The organism is Roseobacter sp. (assembly GCF_024639605.1).
GTDB lineage: Bacteria > Pseudomonadota > Alphaproteobacteria > Rhodobacterales > Rhodobacteraceae > Roseobacter.
Genome location: NZ_JAHEHZ010000055.1, coordinates 1 through 21,971 on the forward strand (window position 1 = coordinate 1; position 21,971 = coordinate 21,971).

Consider the following 21,971-nt stretch of genomic DNA (forward strand, 5'->3'; position numbering starts at 1 on the left):
TCCCCTACGGTGCCGGGGGCGCCACCGATATCTCAGCGCGCACAATTGCCGAGCCGCTGAACAATGCCGTTGGCAGACCGCTGGTCATGGCGAATGTGACCGGCGCAGGGGGCGCCACGGGCTCTGTGGCGGTGCAGAACGCCAAACCCGATGGCTATACCATGCTCTTTGCCCGTGTGGGGTCGCATTCGGTGAACCCGGCGATGAAAGCGACGCTGCCCTATACGCTGGACGATTTCCGGTTTGTGACGGTCTATGAGATCAACCCGGTCGCCTGTGCTGTGAGCCCGAATTCCGGCATTACCTCGATGGACGAACTGATCGCTAAAGTTGCCGAAGGTGGCGTGACGTATTCGTCCTCCGGCGTCGGATCACTGCTGCATATCGCGGCGGTGATGGTGCTCTCCGAGTTCGGCGTGACCGAGCCCCTGACACAGACGACGCATATCCCGCAAAAAGGCGGCGGTGCTGCGGCAACGGCTGTGCTCAACGGCACGGCTACCTTCCTGTGCACCAACTCCTCGGCCCTGGCGAGCTTTGTCGCCAACAAACAACTCGTGCCATTGATGGTAACCACGGCCGAGCCCGTGCCCGGATTTGACGCGCCGACAGCGGCCGATCTGGGTAAACCTGCGCTGCACCAGTTGGTCGGCTGGACCGGTATCGCCGGCCCTGATGACCTGCCCGACGACGTTGCCGACAAGTGGGGCGAGTGGATGGCCACGGCCACGGCAGATGAGGATTTCCTTGAAAAGATGACATCCCGCGGCTCGGTGATTGAGCTGATGGATCCGGTCAGAGCCAATGAGTTTATCCAGGGCCAGTACGAAACATTCCGGAAACTTGTTGACGATCTGGGCATGAGGATTGAAGGCTAGGCAGAACTGTCCGGTCTTTGGGAACAATAACAAACGCCGGGCCTGATCAGGTCCGGCGTTTTCTGATCCTGATGTGATACGAAAATAAGGGGGTAGGCGGGGATGACAGAGCGACAGGTGCAACTGCGTCTCGGGATTGGTGCGATAATTGCTGCGGTTTTTCTTACGCTGGTGGCGATCCCGCAATGGATCTCTTCTCCCAGTAACGTGCAGCGTATCGTGTTGTCTCCGCTTTTCTGGCCCTATGCGCTGTCGGCGTTCACTTTTCTGGCAGGCCTCGGTCTGGTTTTCGGCGGGCTGCGCATGACTGACAGCGGCGAGCCTGTGGACGCGCCCTCGGATGATCCGCGCGCTGCCTGGATGCGGCTTGCGGGGATGGCGGTGATCATGGTTCTTGCCATGTTTCTGATGCCGCGGCTCGGCATGGTGCTGACCTGCATGCTGATCTTTGTGGCCACCGCCTTTCTGGTGCGCACGCGGCACCCGAAAACAGCGCTGATCTGTGCGGTGATCGTGCCGCTGGTGCTCTATGCCTTTTTTGCTCATGTCGCGGGGGTCGCCATTCCGCAGGGCAACTTTATGAGGCTGCCATGAGCTTTATGGACAGTATCGCCGCTGGCCTCAGCCTTGTCGGAAACGTGGAATCTTTTCTGGCGCTTTTCGTGGGCGTGGCCATCGGTACCATCGGCGGGGCGATCCCCGGAATGTCGGCCACAATGGCGGTGGCGCTGACACTGCCGTTCACCTTTGCCATGCAGCCGATCACCGGTATCCTGCTGCTGCTCGGGGTCTATAAGGGCGGCATTTTCGGCGGCTCAATCCCGGCGATCCTGATTAAAACGCCCGGCACGCCCGCGTCATCGGCCACGATCCTTGACGGATACCCGATGGCCGAAAAGGGCGAAGCGGGTCGCGCTCTGGGTATGGCGCTCTGGGCTTCCTGCACGGCGGATGTGATCTCTAATCTGTCACTTATCCTCTTTGCTGGCTGGCTGGCCTCTTTTGCGCTGAGCTTTGGTCCGCCGGAGTTTTTCACGCTGATCCTCTTTTCGCTGACCATCATCGCCGGCGTCTCAGGCACCAGCCTGCTGCGCGGGGCGCTGTCGGCGCTGCTGGGTCTGCTGCTGGCCACGATCGGGCTGGATCTGGTGTACGGAACGAACCGGTTCACCTTCGGCGATCCTAATATGATGGGCGGGCTGAATTTTATCGCGGTGCTGATCGGCCTTTTTGCGATCCCCGAGATCCTTGCCATGGTCTGGAACCCCACCGCCCATGTCGGCACCGCGCGCAGCCTTGGCAACAACCGCGTGACCTTTGCCGATTACCGGCGGTGTTTCAAATCCATCGTGCGTGGCAGCTTCATCGGTGTATTTCTGGGCTCAATCCCTGGCATCGGGGCGGCGCCATCCGCCTTTCTGAGTTATTCAGAGGCGCGGCGCACCTCGAAAAACCGCGAAAACTTCGGCAAGGGCGAGGTAGAGGGCGTGGCCGCGTCAGAGGCCGGCAACAACGGTGTCGCGGGTGCCACGCTGATCCCGCTCCTGGCGCTCGGTGTGCCGGGTGATGTGATTACGGCAATTATCATCGGGGCGTTCATGATCCACGGGCTGCAGCCCGGCCCGATGATGTTCATCCTCAACGTGGATATCATCTATGGCCTGTTCATTGGCCTCATTGTCAGCTCGTTCTTTCTCTTCATCGTCGGCACCGTGGCGATCCGCGGGTTCAAATATGTGGCGGACATCCCTAAGCGCATCCTGATCCCGGCCGTGCTTGTGCTCTGCATCTACGGCGTTTTTGCGGTGAACAACAATATCTTCGACGTGGGCGTGATGTTCGCTATGGGCTGGGTCGGTTATCTGATGGTCCGCTATCAGGTGCCGGCTGCACCCTTCCTTATCGCATTCATCCTTGGCCCCTTGCTGGAGGATAATTTCCGCCAGTCGATGCTGATGTCGGGCAGTGATCCGCTGATCCTGTTCCGGGGCCCGATTACGTGGTTTTTCTGGTTTCTGACGGTGCTCACGGTGATCGCCATTGTGCGCGCAGGGGTGCGCGCGGTCCGGGGCATCCCGCTGGGCGGCGGCCCGTGATACCGTCGGGTCCGCTGACGCTGCGTTCAAAAATCACAAGCCTGTAAAACCGGCGTCCTGCCGGAGGATCCGAAAAAGTGATTTGGTCCCGGCCCGATGCTGGCGCAGTCTGCAAAGGCCCGGGGGCAGCAATGTCTGCCCGCACAGGAATACCGAAAGGGACCCGATGACGCCGCAGACTGTTGCCCGTCTGAACGCATTACCCGACCGTGACCCGCAATTCGCCATTGTCGGCGAGATGGATCCCGTGGTCGTCCGCTTTGATGATGAGATTTCTGTTTTCTGCGGGCGCTGTTTTCACCGCGGCGCGCTGATGTCGGACGGGCTGAGCAAAACCGGCCATCACGGGCAGGTCGAAGCGGTGGGCGTGCTGCGTGCGGACCTGCCCGACCGGAACAACATCCGGATCCTGACCGCACAGCTTGTGAAACCGCCGCTGCCCGATGACGCAGAGGCGGGCACCGACGTTGTGATCGGACCGGATGCACAGAAACCGCTGCGCCTGAAAATCCCGCTCGTTGTGTCGGATATGTCCTTCGGGGCGCTGTCCGAGCCCGCCGGGATTGCACTCGCACGCGGGGCCGAACTGGCTGGCACCGGCATCTGTTCGGGCGAAGGCGGTATGCTTCCGGACGAGCAGCAAGCCAACAGCCGCTATTTCTGCGAACTCGCACCGGGGCGGTTCGGTTTTGAGTGGGAGAAACTCTCGAAGGCCCAGGCGTTAGGTGGTCCGGGGGCAACGACCGGCACCGGCGGGCATCTGCCAGGCGCCAGGATTCGGGGCAAAATCGCTGAAGTGCGCGGCCTGAAAGAAGGCGAAGACGCCATATCGCCCGCACGGTTCCCCGACCGGACTGACCCCGCGCAGATCCGCGATTTCCCCGACGAAGTGCGCGACCGAACGGGGAGTATCCCCGCAGGCTACAAACTGAGCGCCCGGCACATAGAACGCGACATCAACGCAGCCCTTGAGGTGGGCGTCGATTACATCATCCCCGACGGGCGTGGCGGCGGGACGTGGGCGGCCCCGATCCTGTTCCGCGACAATATCCCGGTGCCGGCGATCCCGGCACTTGCCCGTGCGCGCGCGCACCCCGACCGGCCGGAGCATGCGGATATCTCACTGGTAATTACCGGGGGCCTGCGTAAACCAGCTGATTTTATCAAGGCGATGGCGCCCGGGGCGGATGCCATTACCCTGTCCGGCAGTGCGATGCAGGCGATCTGGTGCATCGCCATGCGTGCCAGCCACACCAACAACTGCCCTTTGGGCATCGGCACGCAAAAACCGCATCTTGTCAGCCGGATCGTTTTAGAAAAATCCGCCCGCCAGCTGGCGAATTTCTTCAAGGCATCGACCGGGCTGATGCAGGTCATGGCGCGGGCCTGCGGGCATGATCATCCGGACAAATTTTGTCACGTCGATCTGACCACCTGGAAAAAAGAGATGGCGGAGATCTCCGGCGTGACCTTTGGCGGTGCTGTATGAACGAGGCTGAAATTATCCTCACGGGGCTGCGGGCCTGGCTGATTACGGGCGCGCTGGTGGCCGCAGTCTTTCTGACCTTTGGCATGGACCGCATCGACGAGGACGCAAAGGGCGCATATGTGTTCCGCCCGCTGCTCATCCCCGGGGTGATGGTAATCTGGCCGCTCGTTCTCTGGCGCTGGTTTGTCTGTGCAGGCGGACGCGATGTCTGGCAGCGACGCTATGATCCGCCGCGTAAACCGCATCTTGCTGTGGGGCTCATTATGCCGGCGGGCATTGCGCTGATTATTCTCGCAGGCTTAACCGTACGCCAGACCTGGCCCCCGGATATCGCGCCCGAACGCCTGAGCGCCCCTGCGGAGGTCAGCCAGTGAGTGTCAAATATATCCCCGTTCAGTGGAACAACAACAAATACCTCTACGATCTGGTCATGCTGGCCGGTGTGGCGCTGTTTCTTTACGTTTTCCTCTATTCGGCCCCCGGGATCCTCAGCCACGAACGCCCGATCAATGCGCAGGTGCACAATGCGCGTGCATTCGGGGCCTGCGCCTTTGTCATGCTGACGGTGATCCTGTGCATCGGACCGCTTGCCCGGCTCGATACCCGGTTTCTGCCGCTGCTTTACAATCGACGGCATTTCGGCGTGATGACCGTCTTTGTGGCGCTGACCCATGCCTTCTATGTCATCAACTGGTACTTCGCTTTTTCGATGTCCGACAAATATGAGGCACTGCTCTTTGCCAATACCTCCTACGGGCAGCTGCGGGGCTTTCCATTTGAGACTTTCGGAATTTTCGCGCTGATCGTGCTGATTATCCTCGCCGCGACCAGCCATGATTTCTGGATGAAATTCCTTACGCCCCCGGTCTGGAAACGCATCCATTACCTGATTTACCCCGCTTATCTTTCGGTCGTTGCACATGTGTCTTTCGGGATCCTGCAGGACCAGCAGAACCATGTATCCACCGCAATCTTTCTGGCCGGTGCCACGGCGGTCGGCGGGCTGCATCTGATGGCGGCCCTGACAGAGCTGCAGCGTGGGCGTGCGGCCTCAGCGGACAGGGCGCAGTGGATCGACATCTGCGATCTCAGCGACATGCGCGAGGGCTTCGCGAAAATCAGGCTTCTGCCGGAGGGCGACCGGGTGGCTGTTTTCCTGCATGAGGGCAAACTCAGCGCAATTTCAAATGCCTGCGCCCATCAGAACGGACCGCTGGGCGAGGGCCGTATCATCGATTGCCTTGTGACCTGTCCCTGGCACGGATTTCAGTATGACGTCCGAACCGGGCGGTCACCTGCACCCTTCACCGAAAAAGTGCCCACTTATACGCTGCGCCTGTCGGGGAGCACGGTGCAGGTGGACCCGAGGGCCAACCCGCCGGGCACACCCGTCGAACCTGTGCCGGTTCCGGGGGCAGGAATGAAACACGGGGGAGCGGGGAGCATGAATGATCCTGACAAACCCTTCTTTGTTGGCTACCTGCCGGCGCCCCGCGCGCTGCGGGCGTTTTTACTGACGATCTGTGTGATCTTTGTCTCAGGCCTTGCCGGGCTGGGCCTCGCACTTGGTGTGGCACAGGATGATCCGGGCGAGGGTGCGTTCCGCTTTGACTACGGACGCCAGACTGTGACCGGCGTGGTGGAACTCACCCCCTATCCGCTGCTGCGCGTCACGCAAGGCAGCGAGCATGTGGCGGTCGGGCGGACCCTGATGCTGGCCGGGCAGGGCAAAACCGGCGTTGATGCCCGTGCAGCGCCGCTGGAAGGGCAGCTGGCAACCGCTTCCGGTGTGATCCTCAATCGCGGGGATCTTGAGATGATGCAGCTCAGAGGCGGTCAGAACGGGCTTGCGGCCGCGGAAGGCACCGTACCGCAGATGCTGACCGAGCCCCTGGGCCGCTGGCGTCTGGCCGGTGAGATCTGTGACGGCAAATGCCTGGCCGGTGCCATGCGACCCGGTCGTGGGATCGCTCACAAAGCCTGCGCTAACCTGTGCCTGCTGGGAGATATCCCCCCGGTGTTCGTCACCACGCAACCGGTAGAAGGGCACCGGTTTCTGCTGATCACCGGCCCCGGCGGCACAAAGCTGCCGGCAGAGGCCTATCACCGGGTTGCGCAGTTCGTGACCGTGGAGGGCGATGTGGAGCGGCGCGGCGATCTGCTGGTGCTGGCGATTGATCCCGCGACCCTGGAACGCGCGGACTGATGCGCCGGGTCATCACCCTGGCTCTTGTGGCATTTCTGGCGGCCGTGCTGCTTTATCTCTCGGGGTTCTGGATCTGGTCGTTCTGGTCCGGTCCGGGGCTTTTCGGTATCGAGGCGCTGCACCCCCAGGGGGATCTCGTGGCGCAATGGCTGCGGGGCACAAAAGCTGCACCTTACAGCCTGCTGATCTGGGCGATCGGCGTCTTTGTGGTCCTGACCCTCGTGCAGAAGCTCATTGATCGTCTGCCCGACCGCAAAAACGCGGACGATGTCTGAGCCTCCCGCATCCCGGCGATTGCGCAGAGCGCCGGATTGACATAGGTCTGACAGCACTTTCAACAGCAGATGCACCGGCGCGGACTGACCTGAGTTATGAGCGATATCTACGATGGTCTGATCTCAGCGTTCTGGCTGATGGTCACCCTCGATCCCGAGCTGATGCAGATCAGCCTGCGCTCGCTGCAGGTCAGCCTGACAGCACTCATGATTGCCTCTGCCATCGCTTTGCCGCTGGGCACATTCCTCGCGATCAGGCGCTTTCGTTACCGGCGCCTTACGATCTCGCTTCTCAACGCGCTGATGGGCCTGCCGCCCGTTGTGGTCGGGCTCATCGTCTATATCCTGTTGTCGCGCTCGGGGCCGTTCGGGGTGCTGGGTCTTCTCTTTACCCCAACAGCCATGATCATCGCTCAGGTGGTCATTATCACGCCGCTGATTGCGTCGGTGACGCATCAGGCCATGCGTGAGCTCTGGGCGGAATACCATGACCTTTTGATTTCACTGAATACGTCCCAGGGACAGCGCATCCGGACCCTGATCTGGGATGGCCGGCGCAACCTTCTGACCGCCGCACTCGCCGGATTTGGCCGCGCCATAGGCGAGGTCGGTGCGATCATGATCGTTGGCGGCAACATAGAAAACGCGACGCGCGTGCTGACCACGGCGATCGCGCTGGAAACCGGCAAGGGCGATTTTGCACTGGCACTGGCGCTCGGGTTTGTGCTGATCACGCTCGCCATCGGTATCAACATCGCCATTCACTGGCTGTCACGCACCGAGAGTGAGGGCAGATGGTGAGTACGGTCCTGCCCCTGAAACTTGACGAAGTCTTTGTGCGCCGTCGTGGCAAGCGGCTGATCGGCCCGGTCACTGCGGAACTCGGGCCCGGCAGGCTGACCATGATCCTCGGTCCGAACGGCAGTGGCAAGACGACGCTTCTGCGGGTCATGCACGGGGTGGAACGGCTGAGTGACGGGCAGGTCACATGGGCGGTGCCGCAGACAGAGGCCCAGCACCATCAGGCCTATGTCTTCCAGACACCGATCATGCTGCGGCGCACGGTGGCGGATAATCTGCGCTATCCGCTGCAACTTGTCGGCGCGCCGACGGCGGAGATCACGGAAAAGGTTGAAAAATGGGGCGCGCGCATCGGTCTGCAGGACCGGATGAAGCTGCAGGCCACGCGTCTGTCTGGTGGTGAAAAACAGAAACTGGCACTGGCGCGCGCGCTCATCCGTGATCCACAGGTGCTCTTTCTCGATGAGCCCTGCGCGAGCCTTGACGGCGCTTCGACCCGTGATATCGAAAGCCTGCTCACAGGTGCGCTCAGTGCCGGCACACGCATTATTATGACAACGCATGATCTGGGCCAGGCGCGCAGGCTTGCACAGGACGTGATCTTTATGTTGCATGGCACCATCCGCGAACAGGGCGCGGCGCCGGGGGTGTTCGACGCGCCGTCCTGTGCCGAACTGGCGGCATTTTTACGAGGGGATATCATCGCGTGATACGACATTTGCTGGCTGTAGCCACGGCCCTGATGGTGAGCACGGCGGCCACCGCCGAAGAGATCAGAGTGGCCGTGACCACCTCCTTTGAAAACTCCGGGCTGTCACAGATTCTGCTGCCGGCGATCAGGGAGGACACCGGCCTAGATGTGCAGCTGCTGGTGGTGGGAACAGGCCAGGCGCTGCGTCTGGGGCAGGCCGGCGACGTGGATGCAATTCTCGTGCATTCGCGCAAGGCAGAGGAGGCATTTGTTGCAGAAGGTTCAGGCACATACCGACGCGAGATCATGTATAATGACTTTGTGATCGTCGGGCCGGAAGATGATCCGGCGGGTATTGCGCAGGCCGCAACGGCGGCTGAAGCGCTGCAGAAGATCGTCGCGGAGAAACCCGCGTTCGTCAGCCGCGGCGACGACAGCGGCACCCACAAAAAGGAGCTGGCGCTCTGGTCTGCCGCAGGGCTTGATCCGGCAGCGTTCGATCCCTGGTACCGCGCTGTTGGTGCGGGCATGGGCGCAAGCCTGAACACGGCCGCCGGCCTTGATGCCTATATCCTGGCGGACCGGGCGAGCTGGCTCAACTTCGGCAATAAAGCCGGGCTTGCTTTGCTTTTTTCGGGGGATCCGGCACTCTTTAATCAATACGCTTTCATCCCTGTGAACCCCGAAAAGCACGCTCATGTGCGCAATGATCTGGCTGTAAGGCTGGAAAACTGGCTGACGGGTGCGCACGCACAGGACCTGATCAACACCTACACCATCGGCGGAGAAACGCTTTTTACGTTCAACGCGAAACCTGAATAGCGCTCAGTGCTGGTGCGGTTCTTCGTCGAGAGAGCCGTGTACCGCGAACTGCTCGATACCCGCTTCCTGGGGCTCAATCATCCGGTAGCTCTCGCGCACGCCTGCCTGTGTTAATTCACGGGTGACCGTCAGCAGGGTGTTGGGGGCATGATCTTCGCAGAGCTCAACCATCTGCGCGATTTCTTCTTCGGCAACCCCCATCGCCGCCTCCTCATCCGGTGCGCCGTAGATCTCGACAAAATGCCGCGCCAGAGCACCCGCAAGTGCTGAGCGCTCGTTCTCTTCGATCTGCGTAACCGCGACAAAACTTGCCCGGCCAAAGGTCTCCACGCCCATCCAGCCGTTGGTAAAAGCCTGCTTTGGCTTGCCGACAAGATCGCCTTCTGTCCAGTTGGAAAATTCGAACCCGCCGGAAATACACCACTCGCCCGTGCGGGCAGGGTTGTGAAAAACACGCGTGTCGCTGTCGTCGAAATGGATGGCCCGTGCCAGTTTCATGGGATGTCCCGCAGTGTTGTCGTAAGGGGTATGATGATGGTGCTCTCACCGCTCTGCAAGAGCATTCCGAAGCTTTCATCGACACCAATAAAGGTGCCGGTCTGCCCGTCTGCGGTGATCTCTTCTTTCAGCCCGTGCGCGAGGCCCTGCCATTCGCTGTGCACAGGTCGCGAGCCGTCCTCGGACCAGCGGTCGATCCAGACCAGCGTGTGGCGCACCCAGGCCTCCAACAGATCAGCGGCCTCGATCTCGGAGCAGCCTTCGGTGAAAAGATCGGTCTCATCCGGCGTAAGCCCGGTGTCCTCTTCGTCGCGGCTCAGCGTCACTTCGAGACCGATCACCAGCCAGTCGGGTTCTGCATCGGGGTCTTTCGAGGACGCCACCGGTGTCAGCTGTCCGCAGGTGCCGCCGTTCACAAGGAGCGCCCCCGTCCATCCAAGATGCACGCTGACCTCGGGCGGGGCCAGTGCGCCGAGCGCGTTCTGAAAACCGATGCCAAAGACCGGCAGCATAACCATCGCCTCGCGCAAGGACAATTCTGGCGCCAGGACAACGGCCGCCCGCAGCATGGCAGGCGAGATGTCCCAGGTCACGAGGCCTGCATCGCAGCCTTTGCGCGCCTCCGCGCAGGCTGCCGCGAGCGGGTCAGCGCCGGCAGTGGCCATGCCCTTGAAGAGCGGAGGAAACTGCGGTCCGCTCATGCCTTGCCGTCAGCAACCAGCTGCCGTGCCACCGCGCGAAACGCTTCCGCCTGAGGGCTGTCAGGCTTTGAAATCACCACCGGCGCACCACCGTCTGCAGCAAGCCGGATGTCGAGATGCAGCGGGATCTCAGCCAGCAGTGGCACACCGATCTTGCGCGCCTCCGCGGCAACGCCGCCATGGCCGAAAACATGCTCTTCATGCCCGCAGTTCGAGCAGATATGCGTGGACATATTCTCGATCATGCCGATGATCGGGGTTTTGAGCTGATTGAACATATCGATGCCCTTGCGCGCATCGATCAGGGCCACGTCCTGCGGGGTCGACACGACGATTGCCCCGTCCACGTGTGCCTTCTGCGCCAAAGTCATCTGTACATCACCGGTCCCGGGCGGCAGATCGACGATCAGCACGTCAAGCGCACCCCACTGAACCTGCGACATCATCTGCTGCAACGCACCCATGAGCATGGGCCCGCGCCAGACAACGGCCTGATCGTCATTGGTCATCAGACCGATCGACATCATGGTGACACCGAAATTGCGCATCGGCAGGATGGTTTTGCCGTCAGGCGAGGCAGGCCGGCCGGAGACGCCCAGCATGCGCGGCTGCGACGGCCCGTAGACATCCGCATCAAGAAGCCCGACGCGCCGGCCCTCGGCCGCAAGCGCGCAGGCGAGGTTTGACGCAACGGTCGATTTGCCCACGCCACCCTTGCCGGAGGCAATCGCGAGGATCCGGTCAACGCCGGGAATCTTCTGCGGCCCGGAGGGCTCTGACTTGCGCTGCGGCTTGAGATCGGGCGGGGCGGCGGGCGTGCTGTGCGCGGTCATCACGACTGACACGGACGGGGCGCCGAGCGCTTTCACGGCCTGCTCCGCGGCTTCGCGCACGGGGCCGTAAAGCTCTGCCTGTGACGGGGACACTTCCATCACGAACCGTACGGCACCGTCGTCACCGACCGTCAGGGCCTTCACCAGGCCCGCGGACATGATGTCGGTGTCGCTGACCGGATCTGTGATGGTCTTCAGCGCGGTCAGAACCGCGTCACGCGTGGTGCTCATTTACGACTGCCCGTCGCCGGCGATGCGGCCGGTGACCACATGCTCAAGATCGAGGCCGTCGACAGTCAGCACGACTTTGGCTTCAAAGGTTTTGCCCTCTGTGCCGGGTGTGTTGCGCATGGCCTCTTCGATAGCCTGCTGCGAGGTCACACCGACCTGCTTGAGAAATTTGCGCATCGACATGTTGAAGTCTTCGCTCATGGGTCTGCTCCTTTTATGATCTGGAAACTTGACGGTGAATTGCTGAGGCGCCTAGGCTGAGGCCCGGGCAGGTGAGAAAGGAAACGGGTTATGCGAGGTCTCATTGCCGCTATACTGATATGGCATCTGGCGGCTTTGCCGCTGGCCGCCGAGGACGGGACGCTGCGGCTGGCGGTTCCCGAGGCGCTCGAAGCGTCCGGATTTACAAAGCATCTGCTGCCGCGGTTCTCGCTTAAAACTGGTTTGCGGATCACCCCTGTACCCCAGGGCGACGACGCAGAGATGGCTTTTGGCGCGGAGGGCAGGCCGGTTTTCGAGGGGCCGGCGCACCGCTGGAGTTTCTCCCACGATGGTGACCCGCGTGCGGAACGTTTTCTGGAATGGCTGCAGTCGGATGTCGGAAAACGGACCATCGAGAGCTATACGGGGCCGGATGGTGAGAGCTACACGGCCAATCTCACAAAAGCGCGTGTCGCAGAGGAAACCGTATACGAAGGTGATGCGCTCGCAGGCGAAAAGCTTTCGCTTCTGCACTGCGGCCGATGCCATGTGATCAACAAAAAGAACCGCATGAACGGGCTCGGCTCCACGCCTTCTTTTGCCGTGCTGCGCGGGTTGCCGGAATGGGACACGCGCTTTGCGACCTTTCACCTGCTGAACCCGCACCCGAGCTTCACACAGATCAAAGACGTCACCGAGCCCTTCGATCCGATGTTGCCGTCGCCGATTGTGCCCGTCGAGATTACCCTGCCGGATCTCGAAGCGATCCTGGCATTCGTCTCGGAAATGGCGCCGGCTGATCTCGGGGCTCCGCTGCAACTTCAGTGATCCCTGCGTTTGCTCAGGTAGTCATCCGTGGTGCGGATCTTTGGCCGATCGCCCCCGGAAAATGGATTGTTCTCAGAGTGATACTGCGCCTGAATGCGGCAGTTGTCGCACATCTGGATCATCCGCGCAGCCTCTGTTGTGGCGAACATGTGATGGTTGCCGGCAAGCTTTTCCATGATCCGCTCGACGGTTGATTTCGTGCCGAAAAGGGAGCCGCATTCGACGCAGGCAAAGGGTTCTTCCTCGTGCAGAACCTTCTGGGTGAAGGCCGCATCGGTCATATCAAGGCGCGGCTCAAGCATGATCGCTTTTTCGGGGCAGACATTGGCGCAGAGCCCGCACTGCAGGCAGGCGTCTTCCTGAAATCGCAGTTGCGGCAGATCTTCGTTATCCCCCAGCGCGCCCGAAGGGCAGAGCGACACGCAGGCCAGACAAAGGGTGCAGGCATCGGTATCCACAAGCACCGCGCCATAAGGCGCACCCTCAGGCAGGGGCACAGTCCCGGCATCGGGCTGCAGCGTTTTGCCGGCGAGACGCGCAACCTGCCGGCGGGTGCCGATGGGCAGGACCGGATCATGGCGCGCTGCGGGCGGAGCGCTGACGTAAAGCGCGTCACAAAGCGCATCGGGATCGGCCACATCAAGCAGGGTGACAGAGGTGCCCCCGCCAATTGCATTGGCCAGCGCCATTTCACCGGCGATCACGTCGCGTTCAGTGAGCGGCGCGGGCAGGATCATGACCCCGGTAAATCCGCAGGCAAGGGCTGCCAGCATTTCCGCGTGGCCGAAACCGGCAAGAGCGGTCACTTCCAGCGGGATCACCTGTGCAGGGAGGCCGCGCCCGTAGCGGGCGGCAAGCGAGATCATTTCGCGGCCATGACTGTCGTCATGCACCAGCAGGCGCGCGCCCGTGCCGCCGTTTTTGCGATAGGTCGCGGCAAGGGTATTGAGCCGCGAAAACACGGTGGCGACCGGCGGGGCATCATAGCTGATCGCGCCCGACGGGCAGAGCGAGGAGCAGGCACCGCAACCGGCGCAGATCATCGGGTCGATGGCCACATGGTCGCCGGCGGAGGTGATCGCGCCGGTCGGACAGACATCGAGACACTTTGAGCAGGCGGGTTTCCCGGCTCTTGAATGCGCACAAAGCGGCTCTTCCAGCCGCACATAAAGCGGTTTTTCAAAGGTTCCCGTCATCTGCGAGGCTGCGAGCACGGCGCGGGCGACGGCAGGAGGATTGCCGGGCTCGGCCCGGAGGTAGCCGTCACGTTTATGATGCGCCTGAAACAGCGGCGGGTTGCCGGTCAGGTCCAGGATAATATCGCATTCCGTACGCGCGCCATCGCGGGGCGCAGTCCAGTCGGGTGTACCGCGACCGCCCGCGATCATCTGCCGGAAAGCATCCATACGGACACTGAACTGCCCCAGAGTACCTCGGGTAGTCCCGAGCCTGCCGGAGACGATGTCGAAATCATATCCGTGCTCCGCGCCGGCGGGGTCGTCCAGCAGAACCGTCACTGCCAGCACCCCGGCCAGATCGGCGGCTGCAGCCAGCGCTGTCTCCGCCGGCCCGAGGATCAGACAACTGCCCTGCGAGATGACATCAATGGTTTTCTCCGACGGCACCGGCAAAAGTGCTTCCGCCGCCAGCGCCGCCATTTTCGGCCCGGCATCTCCTGCCTCGTCGCTCCACCCGGCACGGTCACGCAGGTCAAAACACGCCGGAGGCGATACATCAAGTTCCGCCGCCAGGTCACTGAAAAAGCTGGCTTGCTGGGCGCAGGCAATGACAACATCACCCTCTGCCATCAGCTTTGCCGTTTTTTCAACCTCAGTACCGCAGGCATCTGTTAACACACCCTGACAGGCAAGACCCGTCGCCGGACCCAGCACATCGGGGTCGGGTGCATGGCTGCCAAGGCAGTTGCACAGGATGAGTTTTCTGGTCATGCGGTTCCCTCATGGCTGTGGCACCGGGCGGGCCTCGGAGCTCAACGGAACACAGCTATTCAGGAATGCCGCCGGAGGTAAACCGGATTCGACGCAGCCCGGCGACAAATTCCGCTGGATTGCATTATTCTGCATTGGAGGTTTACCAGGTGAAACAGGGGATTTTCGATTAATATCAAGCGCCTGCGGGGCCCGAAGCGCAATGGCCCGTCTGTCGGGCGGAATAGTGTACGCCAGTATGCAGATTTTGCTGGGATAACCCGAACCATTTGATAATCTGGAGGGAACAAGAAAAAGAACATCTACGGGAGCCGTCTTGGGCGTAATCTTTCCAGATGCACAGTCATTGCCGGTCGGTGTCGTCATGCGCCGGACGCCGGGCGTGACACGTTGGGCAAAGTGGGCATGGAAAGCGACTGGTGTTCTGCCGGGGGCTGCTGCCGCTGACTGGCGTGAACTGCGCCGCGACGGGGACGTAACTGAATTCCACGCTGCCACCCGCGATGTCTGGCTCTATGTGTCCGACACCGAAGCTTATGCGCATGAACTTGGCGCTGTCTGCCCGTCAGTCTATGTTGTTCTGCGCAAGCCTGTGGGCCGCACCGATGTGCCGTTTGAGGTCGTTCAGATCACAATGTCGCCCTATGAGGCGCAGGATTACTGCGATTCCGCTGAAGAGGTTGTTGAGAAGGTTGCGATGCCGCCGGCGCTGATCGGATGGGTGCGCGATTTCGTGCAGGCCCATCACGTTGAAGAGCCCTTTGTGAAGCGCCGCCGCAACAAATCCCGTACCGACCTGAAAGAAGACGGCATCGGTGACGCGCGAATTTCCCAGACAACGGATGTTTACCGGGCGCCCCGGCGATCAGGGCAGGTTTCCGGATGAGCCGCCATGCCACTTTCTGGGCGCGCCGCAAGGCCGCTGTCGCCGCCGAGGCGGAAGCCGAGCAGGGCGCCGCTGAAGCCGCGGCCCTTCGGGAGGCGCAGGAAGACCGGCTCGCCGGTAAGAATGACGCTGAAATCCTTGAAGAGCTTGGCCTGCCTGACCCTGAAGAGATGGCGGCAGGCGACGATTTCTCTGCCTTTATGAGCCGGCAGGTGCCCGAGCATCTGCGCCGGCTTGCTCTGCGCAAACTCTGGCGCAGCAATCCGGTTCTGGCCTGTGTGGACGGCCTGAACGATTACGACGACGATTTCCGCGCTGCTGCACTGTCGCAGGGGCCGGTGAAGACCGCCTATCAGGTGGGCAAAGGCATGCTGGCTCATATCGTCGAAGTAGAGCGCGGGAAAGAAGCTGTGGAAGCTGAGGGTGAAGTCGTGGAGGCCTCAGCTGAGCAGTCCGTACTGACTGATGAGTCACCAGAGCCGGAAAGCGCTGTCATGACGGTGCCGGATGAGAATGACAGCATGACAGCTCAGACAGATGAGGCCGACGCCGCAAGGGATGAAGCGCCGGTCCGTCCGCGCCGGATGCGGTTCAGTTTTGCGGAGGCCGAAGCATGACCGCGCAGGTTCAGGAGCACAGCGTCAGCGCCGAAGACCGCCTGCGTGCGGATCTTTACAATTTTCTCGGCCTGCTTCTGGCGCGCCCCGCTGATCAGCTTCTGCTTGATCAGACCGCAGGTCTGAGCGGCGATGACAGCCCGCTGGGCGAAGCGGTATCAGGGCTCGCACGCGTGGCAAAAGCCAGTAAACCCAAGGCTGTAGAGCGCGAATTTAACGCACTTTTCATCGGGCTGGGGCGCGGTGAGCTGCTGCCCTATGCCAGTTACTACCTCACCGGGTTTCTTAACGAGAAACCGCTGGCCCGCCTGCGTCGCGATATGGCCGCACATCAGATCACGCGCGCCGACAACGTTTTCGAGCCCGAAGACAGCATGGCCTCGCTGATGGAGATCATGGGCGGGATGATTGTCGGACGCTTCGGGCGGGCGGCGACGCTTGACCAGCAGCGGACCTTTTTCAACAACCACATCGCCCCCTGGGCCACACATTTCTACACCGATCTCGAAGGGGCGAAGAATTCCGTGTTCTACGGCTCCGTCGGCGCGGTGGGCCGTGAATTCATGGCCATCGAACGCGAAGCATACAGAATGACAGCAGGCTGATCTGCGCAGACCGGGCGGGACGCCGCCCACATAATGACTGAAGGGAGATATGAGATATGACCAGGAAAACTGAGGGCGACACCAATCGCCGGGATTTTCTCAAACTGGCAGGCACGGCGGCACCCGCGGCAGTGGCTGTCGTCGCCGCAGGCGGAGCGGCGGCTGAGGCCGCGCCGGCGGACCCGACATCTGATCGCATGCAGGATACCGCGCATACCCGCGCCTATCTCGACAGCACCCGTTTCTAGAATACCCCGCCCCGCGGGGGCATTAACGACTGCGCAGGACCCGGGCGTCCTGCACGGCAGAGGAGGAAAATATGCTCAGGAAAAAGACCAGTTCGGTCGGCCAGCGTGCAGGACGCACCAACATCCTCACGGAAGTGGCCTCAAAATCAGTAGACCGTCGCGCGTTTCTGCGCGGCTCGGGTCTCGCAATCGGTGGCCTCGCGGCGATCTCCGCAACCGGCGGATCGGTCACGCAGGCCTCTGCACAATCGGCCGTTAACGGCGCTGTCGAGACGGTCAAATCCGTCTGTACGCACTGCTCGGTCGGCTGCAGCGTTATCGCGGAAGTCTCAAACGGCGTCTGGACAGGGCAGGAGCCCGGCTGGGACAGCCCGTTCAACCTCGGTGCGCATTGCGCCAAGGGTGCCGCCGTACGCGAGCACGCCCATGGTGAACGCCGCCTGAAATATCCGATGAAGAAAGAAGGTGGTGAGTGGAAACGCATCAGCTGGGACGAGGCGATCAACGAGATCGGCGACGGCATGATGAAGATCCGCGAAGAGAGCGGACCGGATTCAGTCTACTGGCTCGGCTCGGCCAAGCATAACAACGAACAGGCGTATCTGTTCCGCAAGTTCGCGGCCTACTGGGGCACCAATAACGTCGACCACCAGGCGCGTATCTGTCACTCCACCACGGTGGCCGGTGTGGCAAACACATGGGGCTACGGCGCCATGACCAACAGCTACAACGACATCCACAATTCCAAAGCGATGTTCCTGATCGGTGGCAACCCGGCAGAAGCGCACCCGGTGTCGTTGCTGCACATGCTCAAAGCCAAAGAGCAGAACAATGCGCCCTTCATCGTCTGCGACCCGCGCTTCACGCGCACCGCGGCGCATGCGGACGAATATGTCCGTTTCCGTCCGGGCTCTGACGTCGCACTGGTCTGGGGCATTCTGTGGCACATCTTCGAGAACGGCTGGGAGGACAAAGAGTTCATCCGGACCCGTGTCTGGGGCATGGACCAGATCAAGGAAGAGGTCGCGCGCTGGAACCCCGAAGAGGTCGAGCGCGTCACCGGTGCACCCGGCAGCCAGCTCAAGCGCGTTGCACGCACCCTTGCCAACAATCGTCCCGGCACCGTGATCTGGTGCATGGGCGGCACGCAGCACACCAACGGCAACAACAACACGCGTGCTTATTGCGTGCTGCAGCTGGCATTGGGCAACATGGGCACCGCCGGTGGCGGCACCAACATCTTCCGCGGCCACGATAACGTGCAGGGCGCCACGGACCTCGGCGTCCTGGCAGACACGCTGCCCGGTTATTATGGCCTCTCCGAGGGGTCATGGGCCCACTGGGCGCGGGTCTGGGAAGAAGACCTCGACTGGCTCAAAGCCCGTTTCTCGGACGAGTCTTTCGGCGACTCCAAGATGATGAACCTTACCGGCATTCCGGTCAGCCGCTGGATTGACGGTGTGCTTGAGGACAAAGAGAACCTCGATCAGCCCGACAACACCCGGGCAATGGTTCTCTGGGGGCATGCGCCGAACTCGCAGACCCGGATGAAAGAGATGAAAACGGCGATGGAAAAGCTCGACATGCTTGTCGTTGTGGATCCATATCCGACTGTCTCTGCCGTTATGCAGGACCGTGAAGACGGTGTTTATCTGCTGCCGGCCTGTACGCAGTTCGAGACCTACGGGTCTGTGACCGCGTCCAACCGGTCGATCCAGTGGCGGGAAAAAGTCGTCGAGCCGCTCTTTGAATCGCTGCCTGACCACACGATCATGCACAAATTCGCAACCAAGTTCGGTTTTGCGGACCAGATCTTCCGCAATATCGAAGTGAACGGCGAGGAGCCGCTGATCGAAGACATCACCCGCGAGTTCAATCGCGGCATGTGGACCATCGGATATACCGGTCAGTCGCCTGAGCGTCTGCGCATGCACATGGAAAACCAGCACACCTTTGACCGCACGTCACTGCGGGCGAACGGTGGTCCTGCAGACGGGGATTACTACGGTATGCCCTGGCCTGCATGGGGCACGCCCGAGATGAACCACCCGGGTACGGCGAACCTTTACGACATGTCGCTGCCGGTGGCGGATGGTGGTCTGACGTTCCGTGCGCGCTTTGGCGTTGAGCGGGACGGTGACAACCTGCTGGCCGAAGGGGTCTCCAACCCGGGTTCGGAAATCCAGGACGGGTACCCCGAGTTCACCATGCAGATGCTGATCGATCTGGGCTGGGACGGCGATTTGACGCCCTACGAGCGCAGAATGATCGAATATGTCTCAGGCTTCGCCTCCAGCCGCCCAGGTGCGGAAGAGGTGGGAGAGACATCTCAGCAGGGTGAACTGCCATCGGATTACTCCGACAAGGTGGGTGGCGTGAACTGGAAAACTGATCTTTCGGGCGGTATCCAGCGCGTCGCGATCAAGCATGGCTGTGCGCCTTTCGGGAACGCCAAAGCCCGCGCGGTCGTCTGGACCTTCCCCGATCCGGTACCGGTTCACCGCGAGCCGCTCTATACCAACCGGCGCGATCTTGTGGCCGACTATCCGACCTACGAGGACAAAAAGTTCTGGCGGGTGCCGACGATGTACAAGTCCATTCAGGACAAGGACTTCTCGGCTGATTATCCGATCATCCTGACCTCCGGGCGTCTGGTCGAATATGAAGGCGGCGGTGATGAGACACGGTCCAACCCGTGGCTGGCCGAGCTTCAGCAGGACATGTTTGTCGAAGTGAACCCGCGCGATGCCAACAATCTTGGTATCCGTGACGGCGAACAGGTCTGGGTCGAAGGCCCGGAAGGCGGCAAGGTCAAAGTGATGGCCATGATCACCGAACGGGTCGAAAGTGGCGTGGCCTTCATGCCGTTCCACTTTGGCGGTCACATGGAGGGCGTGGACCTTCGGGACAAATACCCCGATGGTGCCGATCCTTACGTGCTTGGTGAATCCACAAACACCGCGCAGACCTATGGCTATGACAGTGTAACCCAGATGCAGGAGACCAAAGCCACTCTCTGCAAAATCTGGGCAGCATAAGGGAGGTTATCAACATGGCCGCAAGAGCAAAATTTCTCGTAGATGCTGAACGTTGCATTGAATGCAACGCCTGCGTCACAGCCTGTAAAAACGAGCACGAGGTGCCCTGGGGGATCAACCGCCGGAAAGTCGTCACGATCAATGACGGCAAACCCGGCGAGCGGTCTATCTCGGTCGCCTGCATGCACTGTTCAGACGCGCCCTGTATGGCCGTCTGCCCGGTGGATTGCTTCTACCAGAACGAAGAGGGTGTCGTGCTGCACTCCAAAGACCTCTGCATCGGTTGCGGGTATTGCTTTTACGCATGCCCCTTCGGTGCGCCTCAGTTCCCCCAGGCGGGGAACTTCGGCAGCCGGGGCAAGATGGACAAGTGCACCTTCTGCGCCGGTGGCCCGGAGGAGAACAATTCCACAGCGGAATTCTCCAAGTACGGCCGCAACCGGATCGCGGAAGGCAAGCTGCCCATCTGTGCGGAAATGTGCGCCACCAAAGCGCTGCTGGCCGGTGATGGTGACGTTGTCGCCAACATCTACCGCGAGCGTGTGGTTGCCCGTGGCTTCGGCTCGGGCGCCTGGGGCTGGGGCACCGCCTACGATCAGAAAGGCGGCTGACTTTATCAGCTTCCCGACAGTCATGACCTGATCAGGGGCGGTGCTTATGTGCCGCCCCGTTATTTCATAAACAGGATATACGCATGTTTCGTATCATCTTCGCGCTTCTTTTGTCCTGCTTCTGCGCTCTGAGTGCGGCAGCCCAGGAGGCAGCGCCTGCACCGGACCGGTCAAAGACCGGTGGCGCGCAGACCCTTGAAGACATCATGGCCCGCCAGCAGGGTCTCAAGGTCGATAACAGCTTCAGAAGCGGTAACACCGGTGACCCTGCTGCCGCGCAGATGTCCACTGACCAGCTCGGCACGCGGGGCGGGGCTTCCGACCCTGATCTCTGGCGGGCGCTGCGCTTTGACCAGGCTGATATCACCACTCAGGTACGCGGCCCGGCAGCCACGGTCCTTATCCAGGACGGTGGCATGCGATGGCTTACGTTCCGCGAGGGGCCTTTGCTGAAATACGGCACCGGATTTCTCGGTGTGACCCTGGTGCTGCTGGCAATCTTCTATCTGATCCGTGGCCGGATCCGCATCGACGGGGAAAAAACCGGTACGACCATCGTGCGGTTCAAAGCTTTTGAGCGGTTTTCACACTGGCTTCTGGCGGGATCTTTCATCCTGTTGGGGATTACCGGGATCATCACACTTGCCGGGCGCAAGGTGCTGATCCCGACATTTGGTCACGAAGCCTTTGCCACGGTCGCTGTGGCGTGCAAATGGATTCACAACAACGTCTCATGGGCCTTTATGGTAGCCCTTGTGCTCGTCTTTGTGCTCTGGGTCGTTCACAACCTGCCCGACCGCACGGACGTGAAATGGCTGCTTAAAGGTGGCGGTATTTTTGGCGGCGGCCACCCGCCGGCCAAAAAGTTCAATGCCGGGCAAAAGCTGATCTTCTGGTCGGTGATTGTGCTGGGTGCTTCGATTTCCGCCTCCGGTCTCGCGCTTCTCTTTCCGTTTGAGCTGCCGATGTTTGCGGCCACATTCGAAAAGTTAAATGCGCTGGGTCTGCCGCAAATGCTTGGCTTTGCAGAATTGCGCACGGATCTGGCGCCGCATGAAGAGATGCAGCTTTCACAGCTCTGGCATGCCATCGTCAGCTTTGTGCTGATGGGCATCATCCTTGCGCATATCTACATCGGGTCTGTTGGCATGGAAGGGGCCTATGACGCCATGGGCTCCGGCGATGTTGAATTGCAATGGGCGCGCGAGCACCACAGCCTCTGGGTCGAAGAAGTCGAACAGTCGAAGATCAAAAAGGCGGGTGCAGCATGAAAGTGATGCTTCTGGCCTTTGTCTCGCTTGCGGTGATTGCCGTTGCTGCAGACCTGATCCTCGATGAAATCGGCTTCTCCGCGCAGGAGCGGAGCACCGGCGGGGCTGTTCGTCTCGACGACGGCTGATCTGCACGACCTGTCTGATAAAAAACGGCGCCTCATCCGGGCGCCGTTTTCCGTTCCGGGTAAGGGGC

At 61.2% G+C, this 21,971-nt stretch carries 24 protein-coding genes; 19 read left to right on the top strand and 5 right to left on the bottom strand.

What is annotated here, in order from left to right; translation table 11 throughout:
• The 10 genes from Q0M35_RS09145 to Q0M35_RS09190 all read left to right on the top strand — a co-directional run.
• Positions 1 to 878: tripartite tricarboxylate transporter substrate binding protein (locus Q0M35_RS09145; RefSeq protein ID WP_295314396.1), on the top strand; the 878-nt coding region annotated here is incomplete at its 5' end.
• 102 nt (positions 879 to 980) lie between these two features.
• Positions 981 to 1,472 carry a tripartite tricarboxylate transporter TctB family protein gene (locus tag Q0M35_RS09150; RefSeq protein WP_295314398.1) on the top strand — a complete coding sequence of 164 codons (492 nt, stop codon included), beginning with the start codon at positions 981 to 983 and terminating at the stop codon, positions 1,470 to 1,472.
• Entirely contained in the window at positions 1,469 to 2,974 is a 1,506-nt protein-coding gene (locus Q0M35_RS09155; protein WP_295314400.1) for a tripartite tricarboxylate transporter permease, read from the top strand. The genes Q0M35_RS09150 and Q0M35_RS09155 overlap by 4 nt, the downstream gene beginning before the upstream one ends.
• A gap of 166 nt (positions 2,975 to 3,140) precedes the next feature.
• Complete coding sequence (locus tag Q0M35_RS09160) at positions 3,141 to 4,463, top strand: glutamate synthase-related protein (RefSeq protein WP_295314402.1); 1,323 nt, start codon at positions 3,141 to 3,143, stop codon at positions 4,461 to 4,463.
• Positions 4,460 to 4,837 (top strand): hypothetical protein, encoded by a 378-nt coding sequence (locus Q0M35_RS09165; protein WP_295314404.1) that lies wholly within the window; start codon positions 4,460 to 4,462, stop codon positions 4,835 to 4,837. Before Q0M35_RS09160 ends, Q0M35_RS09165 begins: the two co-directional genes overlap by 4 nt.
• On the top strand, positions 4,834 to 6,669 hold the full coding sequence (locus tag Q0M35_RS09170) for a Rieske 2Fe-2S domain-containing protein (protein ID WP_295314406.1): 1,836 nt from the start codon (positions 4,834 to 4,836) through the stop codon (positions 6,667 to 6,669). Before Q0M35_RS09165 ends, Q0M35_RS09170 begins: the two co-directional genes overlap by 4 nt.
• Positions 6,669 to 6,944, top strand: a complete 276-nt coding sequence (locus Q0M35_RS09175) for a hypothetical protein (protein WP_295314408.1) — start codon at positions 6,669 to 6,671, stop codon at positions 6,942 to 6,944. The genes Q0M35_RS09170 and Q0M35_RS09175 overlap by 1 nt, the downstream gene beginning before the upstream one ends.
• 96 nt (positions 6,945 to 7,040) lie before the next feature.
• Positions 7,041 to 7,745 (top strand): ABC transporter permease, encoded by a 705-nt coding sequence (locus tag Q0M35_RS09180; protein ID WP_295314414.1) that lies wholly within the window; start codon positions 7,041 to 7,043, stop codon positions 7,743 to 7,745.
• Entirely contained in the window at positions 7,739 to 8,455 is a 717-nt protein-coding gene (locus Q0M35_RS09185) for an ATP-binding cassette domain-containing protein (RefSeq protein WP_295314416.1), read from the top strand. The genes Q0M35_RS09180 and Q0M35_RS09185 overlap by 7 nt, the downstream gene beginning before the upstream one ends.
• Positions 8,456 to 8,487: 32 nt before the next feature.
• Positions 8,488 to 9,258: a substrate-binding domain-containing protein gene (locus Q0M35_RS09190; protein ID WP_295314451.1), complete on the top strand. Its 771-nt coding sequence runs from the start codon at positions 8,488 to 8,490 to the stop codon at positions 9,256 to 9,258.
• Positions 9,259 to 9,261: 3 nt separating this feature from the next.
• Here Q0M35_RS09190 and Q0M35_RS09195 read toward each other — a convergent pair whose 3' ends face one another.
• Genes Q0M35_RS09195 through Q0M35_RS09210 form a run of 4 tightly spaced genes read right to left on the bottom strand, consistent with a single transcriptional unit; the run spans position 9,262 to position 11,722 of the window.
• Positions 9,262 to 9,756, bottom strand: coding sequence for a DUF6505 family protein (locus Q0M35_RS09195; RefSeq protein ID WP_295314423.1), 495 nt, complete (start codon positions 9,754 to 9,756; stop codon positions 9,262 to 9,264).
• Complete coding sequence (locus Q0M35_RS09200) at positions 9,753 to 10,457, bottom strand: biotin/lipoate--protein ligase family protein (RefSeq protein WP_295314429.1); 705 nt, start codon at positions 10,455 to 10,457, stop codon at positions 9,753 to 9,755. Before Q0M35_RS09200 ends, Q0M35_RS09195 begins: the two co-directional genes overlap by 4 nt.
• Positions 10,454 to 11,521, bottom strand: a complete 1,068-nt coding sequence (locus tag Q0M35_RS09205) for an Mrp/NBP35 family ATP-binding protein (RefSeq protein ID WP_295314431.1) — start codon at positions 11,519 to 11,521, stop codon at positions 10,454 to 10,456. Before Q0M35_RS09205 ends, Q0M35_RS09200 begins: the two co-directional genes overlap by 4 nt.
• Complete coding sequence (locus Q0M35_RS09210; RefSeq protein WP_169640977.1) at positions 11,522 to 11,722, bottom strand: DUF6494 family protein; 201 nt, start codon at positions 11,720 to 11,722, stop codon at positions 11,522 to 11,524.
• Between the two features lie 90 nt (positions 11,723 to 11,812).
• On the opposite strand from Q0M35_RS09210, the gene Q0M35_RS09215 reads away from it, so the two are divergent.
• Complete coding sequence (locus Q0M35_RS09215; protein ID WP_295314434.1) at positions 11,813 to 12,550, top strand: hypothetical protein; 738 nt, start codon at positions 11,813 to 11,815, stop codon at positions 12,548 to 12,550.
• On the opposite strand, the gene Q0M35_RS09220 is transcribed toward Q0M35_RS09215, so the two are convergent.
• A complete protein-coding gene (locus tag Q0M35_RS09220; RefSeq protein WP_295314436.1) occupies positions 12,544 to 14,499 on the bottom strand; it encodes a 4Fe-4S binding protein in 1,956 nt (651 codons plus the stop codon). The two genes, Q0M35_RS09215 and Q0M35_RS09220, sit on opposite strands and share 7 nt — an antisense overlap.
• A 346-nt stretch (positions 14,500 to 14,845) precedes the next feature.
• Here Q0M35_RS09220 and Q0M35_RS09225 point away from each other — a divergent pair, with 346 nt between their 5' ends.
• From Q0M35_RS09225 to Q0M35_RS09260, 8 genes are all read left to right on the top strand, one after another.
• Positions 14,846 to 15,385 (top strand): DUF3305 domain-containing protein, encoded by a 540-nt coding sequence (locus Q0M35_RS09225; protein ID WP_295314453.1) that lies wholly within the window; start codon positions 14,846 to 14,848, stop codon positions 15,383 to 15,385.
• Positions 15,382 to 16,002 carry a DUF3306 domain-containing protein gene (locus Q0M35_RS09230; RefSeq protein ID WP_295314438.1) on the top strand — a complete coding sequence of 207 codons (621 nt, stop codon included), beginning with the start codon at positions 15,382 to 15,384 and terminating at the stop codon, positions 16,000 to 16,002. Before Q0M35_RS09225 ends, Q0M35_RS09230 begins: the two co-directional genes overlap by 4 nt.
• On the top strand, positions 15,999 to 16,607 hold the full coding sequence (locus tag Q0M35_RS09235) for a molecular chaperone TorD family protein (protein WP_295314440.1): 609 nt from the start codon (positions 15,999 to 16,001) through the stop codon (positions 16,605 to 16,607). Before Q0M35_RS09230 ends, Q0M35_RS09235 begins: the two co-directional genes overlap by 4 nt.
• A 56-nt stretch (positions 16,608 to 16,663) precedes the next feature.
• Entirely contained in the window at positions 16,664 to 16,855 is a 192-nt protein-coding gene (locus Q0M35_RS09240; RefSeq protein WP_295314442.1) for a twin-arginine translocation pathway signal protein, read from the top strand.
• A 71-nt stretch (positions 16,856 to 16,926) separates the two neighbouring features.
• A complete protein-coding gene (locus Q0M35_RS09245) occupies positions 16,927 to 19,893 on the top strand; it encodes a formate dehydrogenase subunit alpha (protein ID WP_295314444.1) in 2,967 nt (988 codons plus the stop codon).
• Between the two features lie 14 nt (positions 19,894 to 19,907).
• Positions 19,908 to 20,504, top strand: a complete 597-nt coding sequence (gene fdh3B / locus Q0M35_RS09250) for a formate dehydrogenase FDH3 subunit beta (RefSeq protein ID WP_169640970.1) — start codon at positions 19,908 to 19,910, stop codon at positions 20,502 to 20,504.
• A gap of 83 nt (positions 20,505 to 20,587) precedes the next feature.
• Positions 20,588 to 21,775 carry a formate dehydrogenase subunit gamma gene (locus Q0M35_RS09255; RefSeq protein ID WP_295314447.1) on the top strand — a complete coding sequence of 396 codons (1,188 nt, stop codon included), beginning with the start codon at positions 20,588 to 20,590 and terminating at the stop codon, positions 21,773 to 21,775.
• On the top strand, positions 21,772 to 21,903 hold the full coding sequence (locus tag Q0M35_RS09260) for a hypothetical protein (protein WP_295314449.1): 132 nt from the start codon (positions 21,772 to 21,774) through the stop codon (positions 21,901 to 21,903). Before Q0M35_RS09255 ends, Q0M35_RS09260 begins: the two co-directional genes overlap by 4 nt.
• Positions 21,904 to 21,971 lie beyond the last annotated feature (68 nt).

Bases quoted from the DNA above. Each gene is read 5' to 3' on its own strand.
- Q0M35_RS09150 (WP_295314398.1), top strand. From the start codon at position 981: ATGACAGAGCGACAGGTGCAACTGCGTCTCGGGATTGGTGCGATAATT.
- Q0M35_RS09200 (WP_295314429.1), bottom strand. From the start codon at position 10,457: ATGAGCGGACCGCAGTTTCCTCCGCTCTTCAAGGGCATGGCCACTGCC.
- Q0M35_RS09205 (WP_295314431.1), bottom strand. From the start codon at position 11,521: ATGAGCACCACGCGTGACGCGGTTCTGACCGCGCTGAAGACCATCACA.
- Q0M35_RS09255 (WP_295314447.1), top strand. From the start codon at position 20,588: ATGTTTCGTATCATCTTCGCGCTTCTTTTGTCCTGCTTCTGCGCTCTG.
- Q0M35_RS09180 (WP_295314414.1), top strand. From the start codon at position 7,041: ATGAGCGATATCTACGATGGTCTGATCTCAGCGTTCTGGCTGATGGTC.
- fdh3B (WP_169640970.1), top strand. From the start codon at position 19,908: ATGGCCGCAAGAGCAAAATTTCTCGTAGATGCTGAACGTTGCATTGAA.
- Q0M35_RS09230 (WP_295314438.1), top strand. From the start codon at position 15,382: ATGAGCCGCCATGCCACTTTCTGGGCGCGCCGCAAGGCCGCTGTCGCC.
- Q0M35_RS09155 (WP_295314400.1), top strand. From the start codon at position 1,469: ATGAGCTTTATGGACAGTATCGCCGCTGGCCTCAGCCTTGTCGGAAAC.
- Q0M35_RS09260 (WP_295314449.1), top strand. From the start codon at position 21,772: ATGAAAGTGATGCTTCTGGCCTTTGTCTCGCTTGCGGTGATTGCCGTT.
- Q0M35_RS09175 (WP_295314408.1), top strand. From the start codon at position 6,669: ATGCGCCGGGTCATCACCCTGGCTCTTGTGGCATTTCTGGCGGCCGTG.
- Q0M35_RS09215 (WP_295314434.1), top strand. From the start codon at position 11,813: ATGCGAGGTCTCATTGCCGCTATACTGATATGGCATCTGGCGGCTTTG.
- Q0M35_RS09245 (WP_295314444.1), top strand. From the start codon at position 16,927: ATGCTCAGGAAAAAGACCAGTTCGGTCGGCCAGCGTGCAGGACGCACC.
- Q0M35_RS09195 (WP_295314423.1), bottom strand. From the start codon at position 9,756: ATGAAACTGGCACGGGCCATCCATTTCGACGACAGCGACACGCGTGTT.
- Q0M35_RS09235 (WP_295314440.1), top strand. From the start codon at position 15,999: ATGACCGCGCAGGTTCAGGAGCACAGCGTCAGCGCCGAAGACCGCCTG.
- Q0M35_RS09210 (WP_169640977.1), bottom strand. From the start codon at position 11,722: ATGAGCGAAGACTTCAACATGTCGATGCGCAAATTTCTCAAGCAGGTC.
- Q0M35_RS09185 (WP_295314416.1), top strand. From the start codon at position 7,739: ATGGTGAGTACGGTCCTGCCCCTGAAACTTGACGAAGTCTTTGTGCGC.
- Q0M35_RS09160 (WP_295314402.1), top strand. From the start codon at position 3,141: ATGACGCCGCAGACTGTTGCCCGTCTGAACGCATTACCCGACCGTGAC.
- Q0M35_RS09190 (WP_295314451.1), top strand. From the start codon at position 8,488: ATGGTGAGCACGGCGGCCACCGCCGAAGAGATCAGAGTGGCCGTGACC.
- Q0M35_RS09240 (WP_295314442.1), top strand. From the start codon at position 16,664: ATGACCAGGAAAACTGAGGGCGACACCAATCGCCGGGATTTTCTCAAA.
- Q0M35_RS09220 (WP_295314436.1), bottom strand. From the start codon at position 14,499: ATGACCAGAAAACTCATCCTGTGCAACTGCCTTGGCAGCCATGCACCC.
- Q0M35_RS09165 (WP_295314404.1), top strand. From the start codon at position 4,460: ATGAACGAGGCTGAAATTATCCTCACGGGGCTGCGGGCCTGGCTGATT.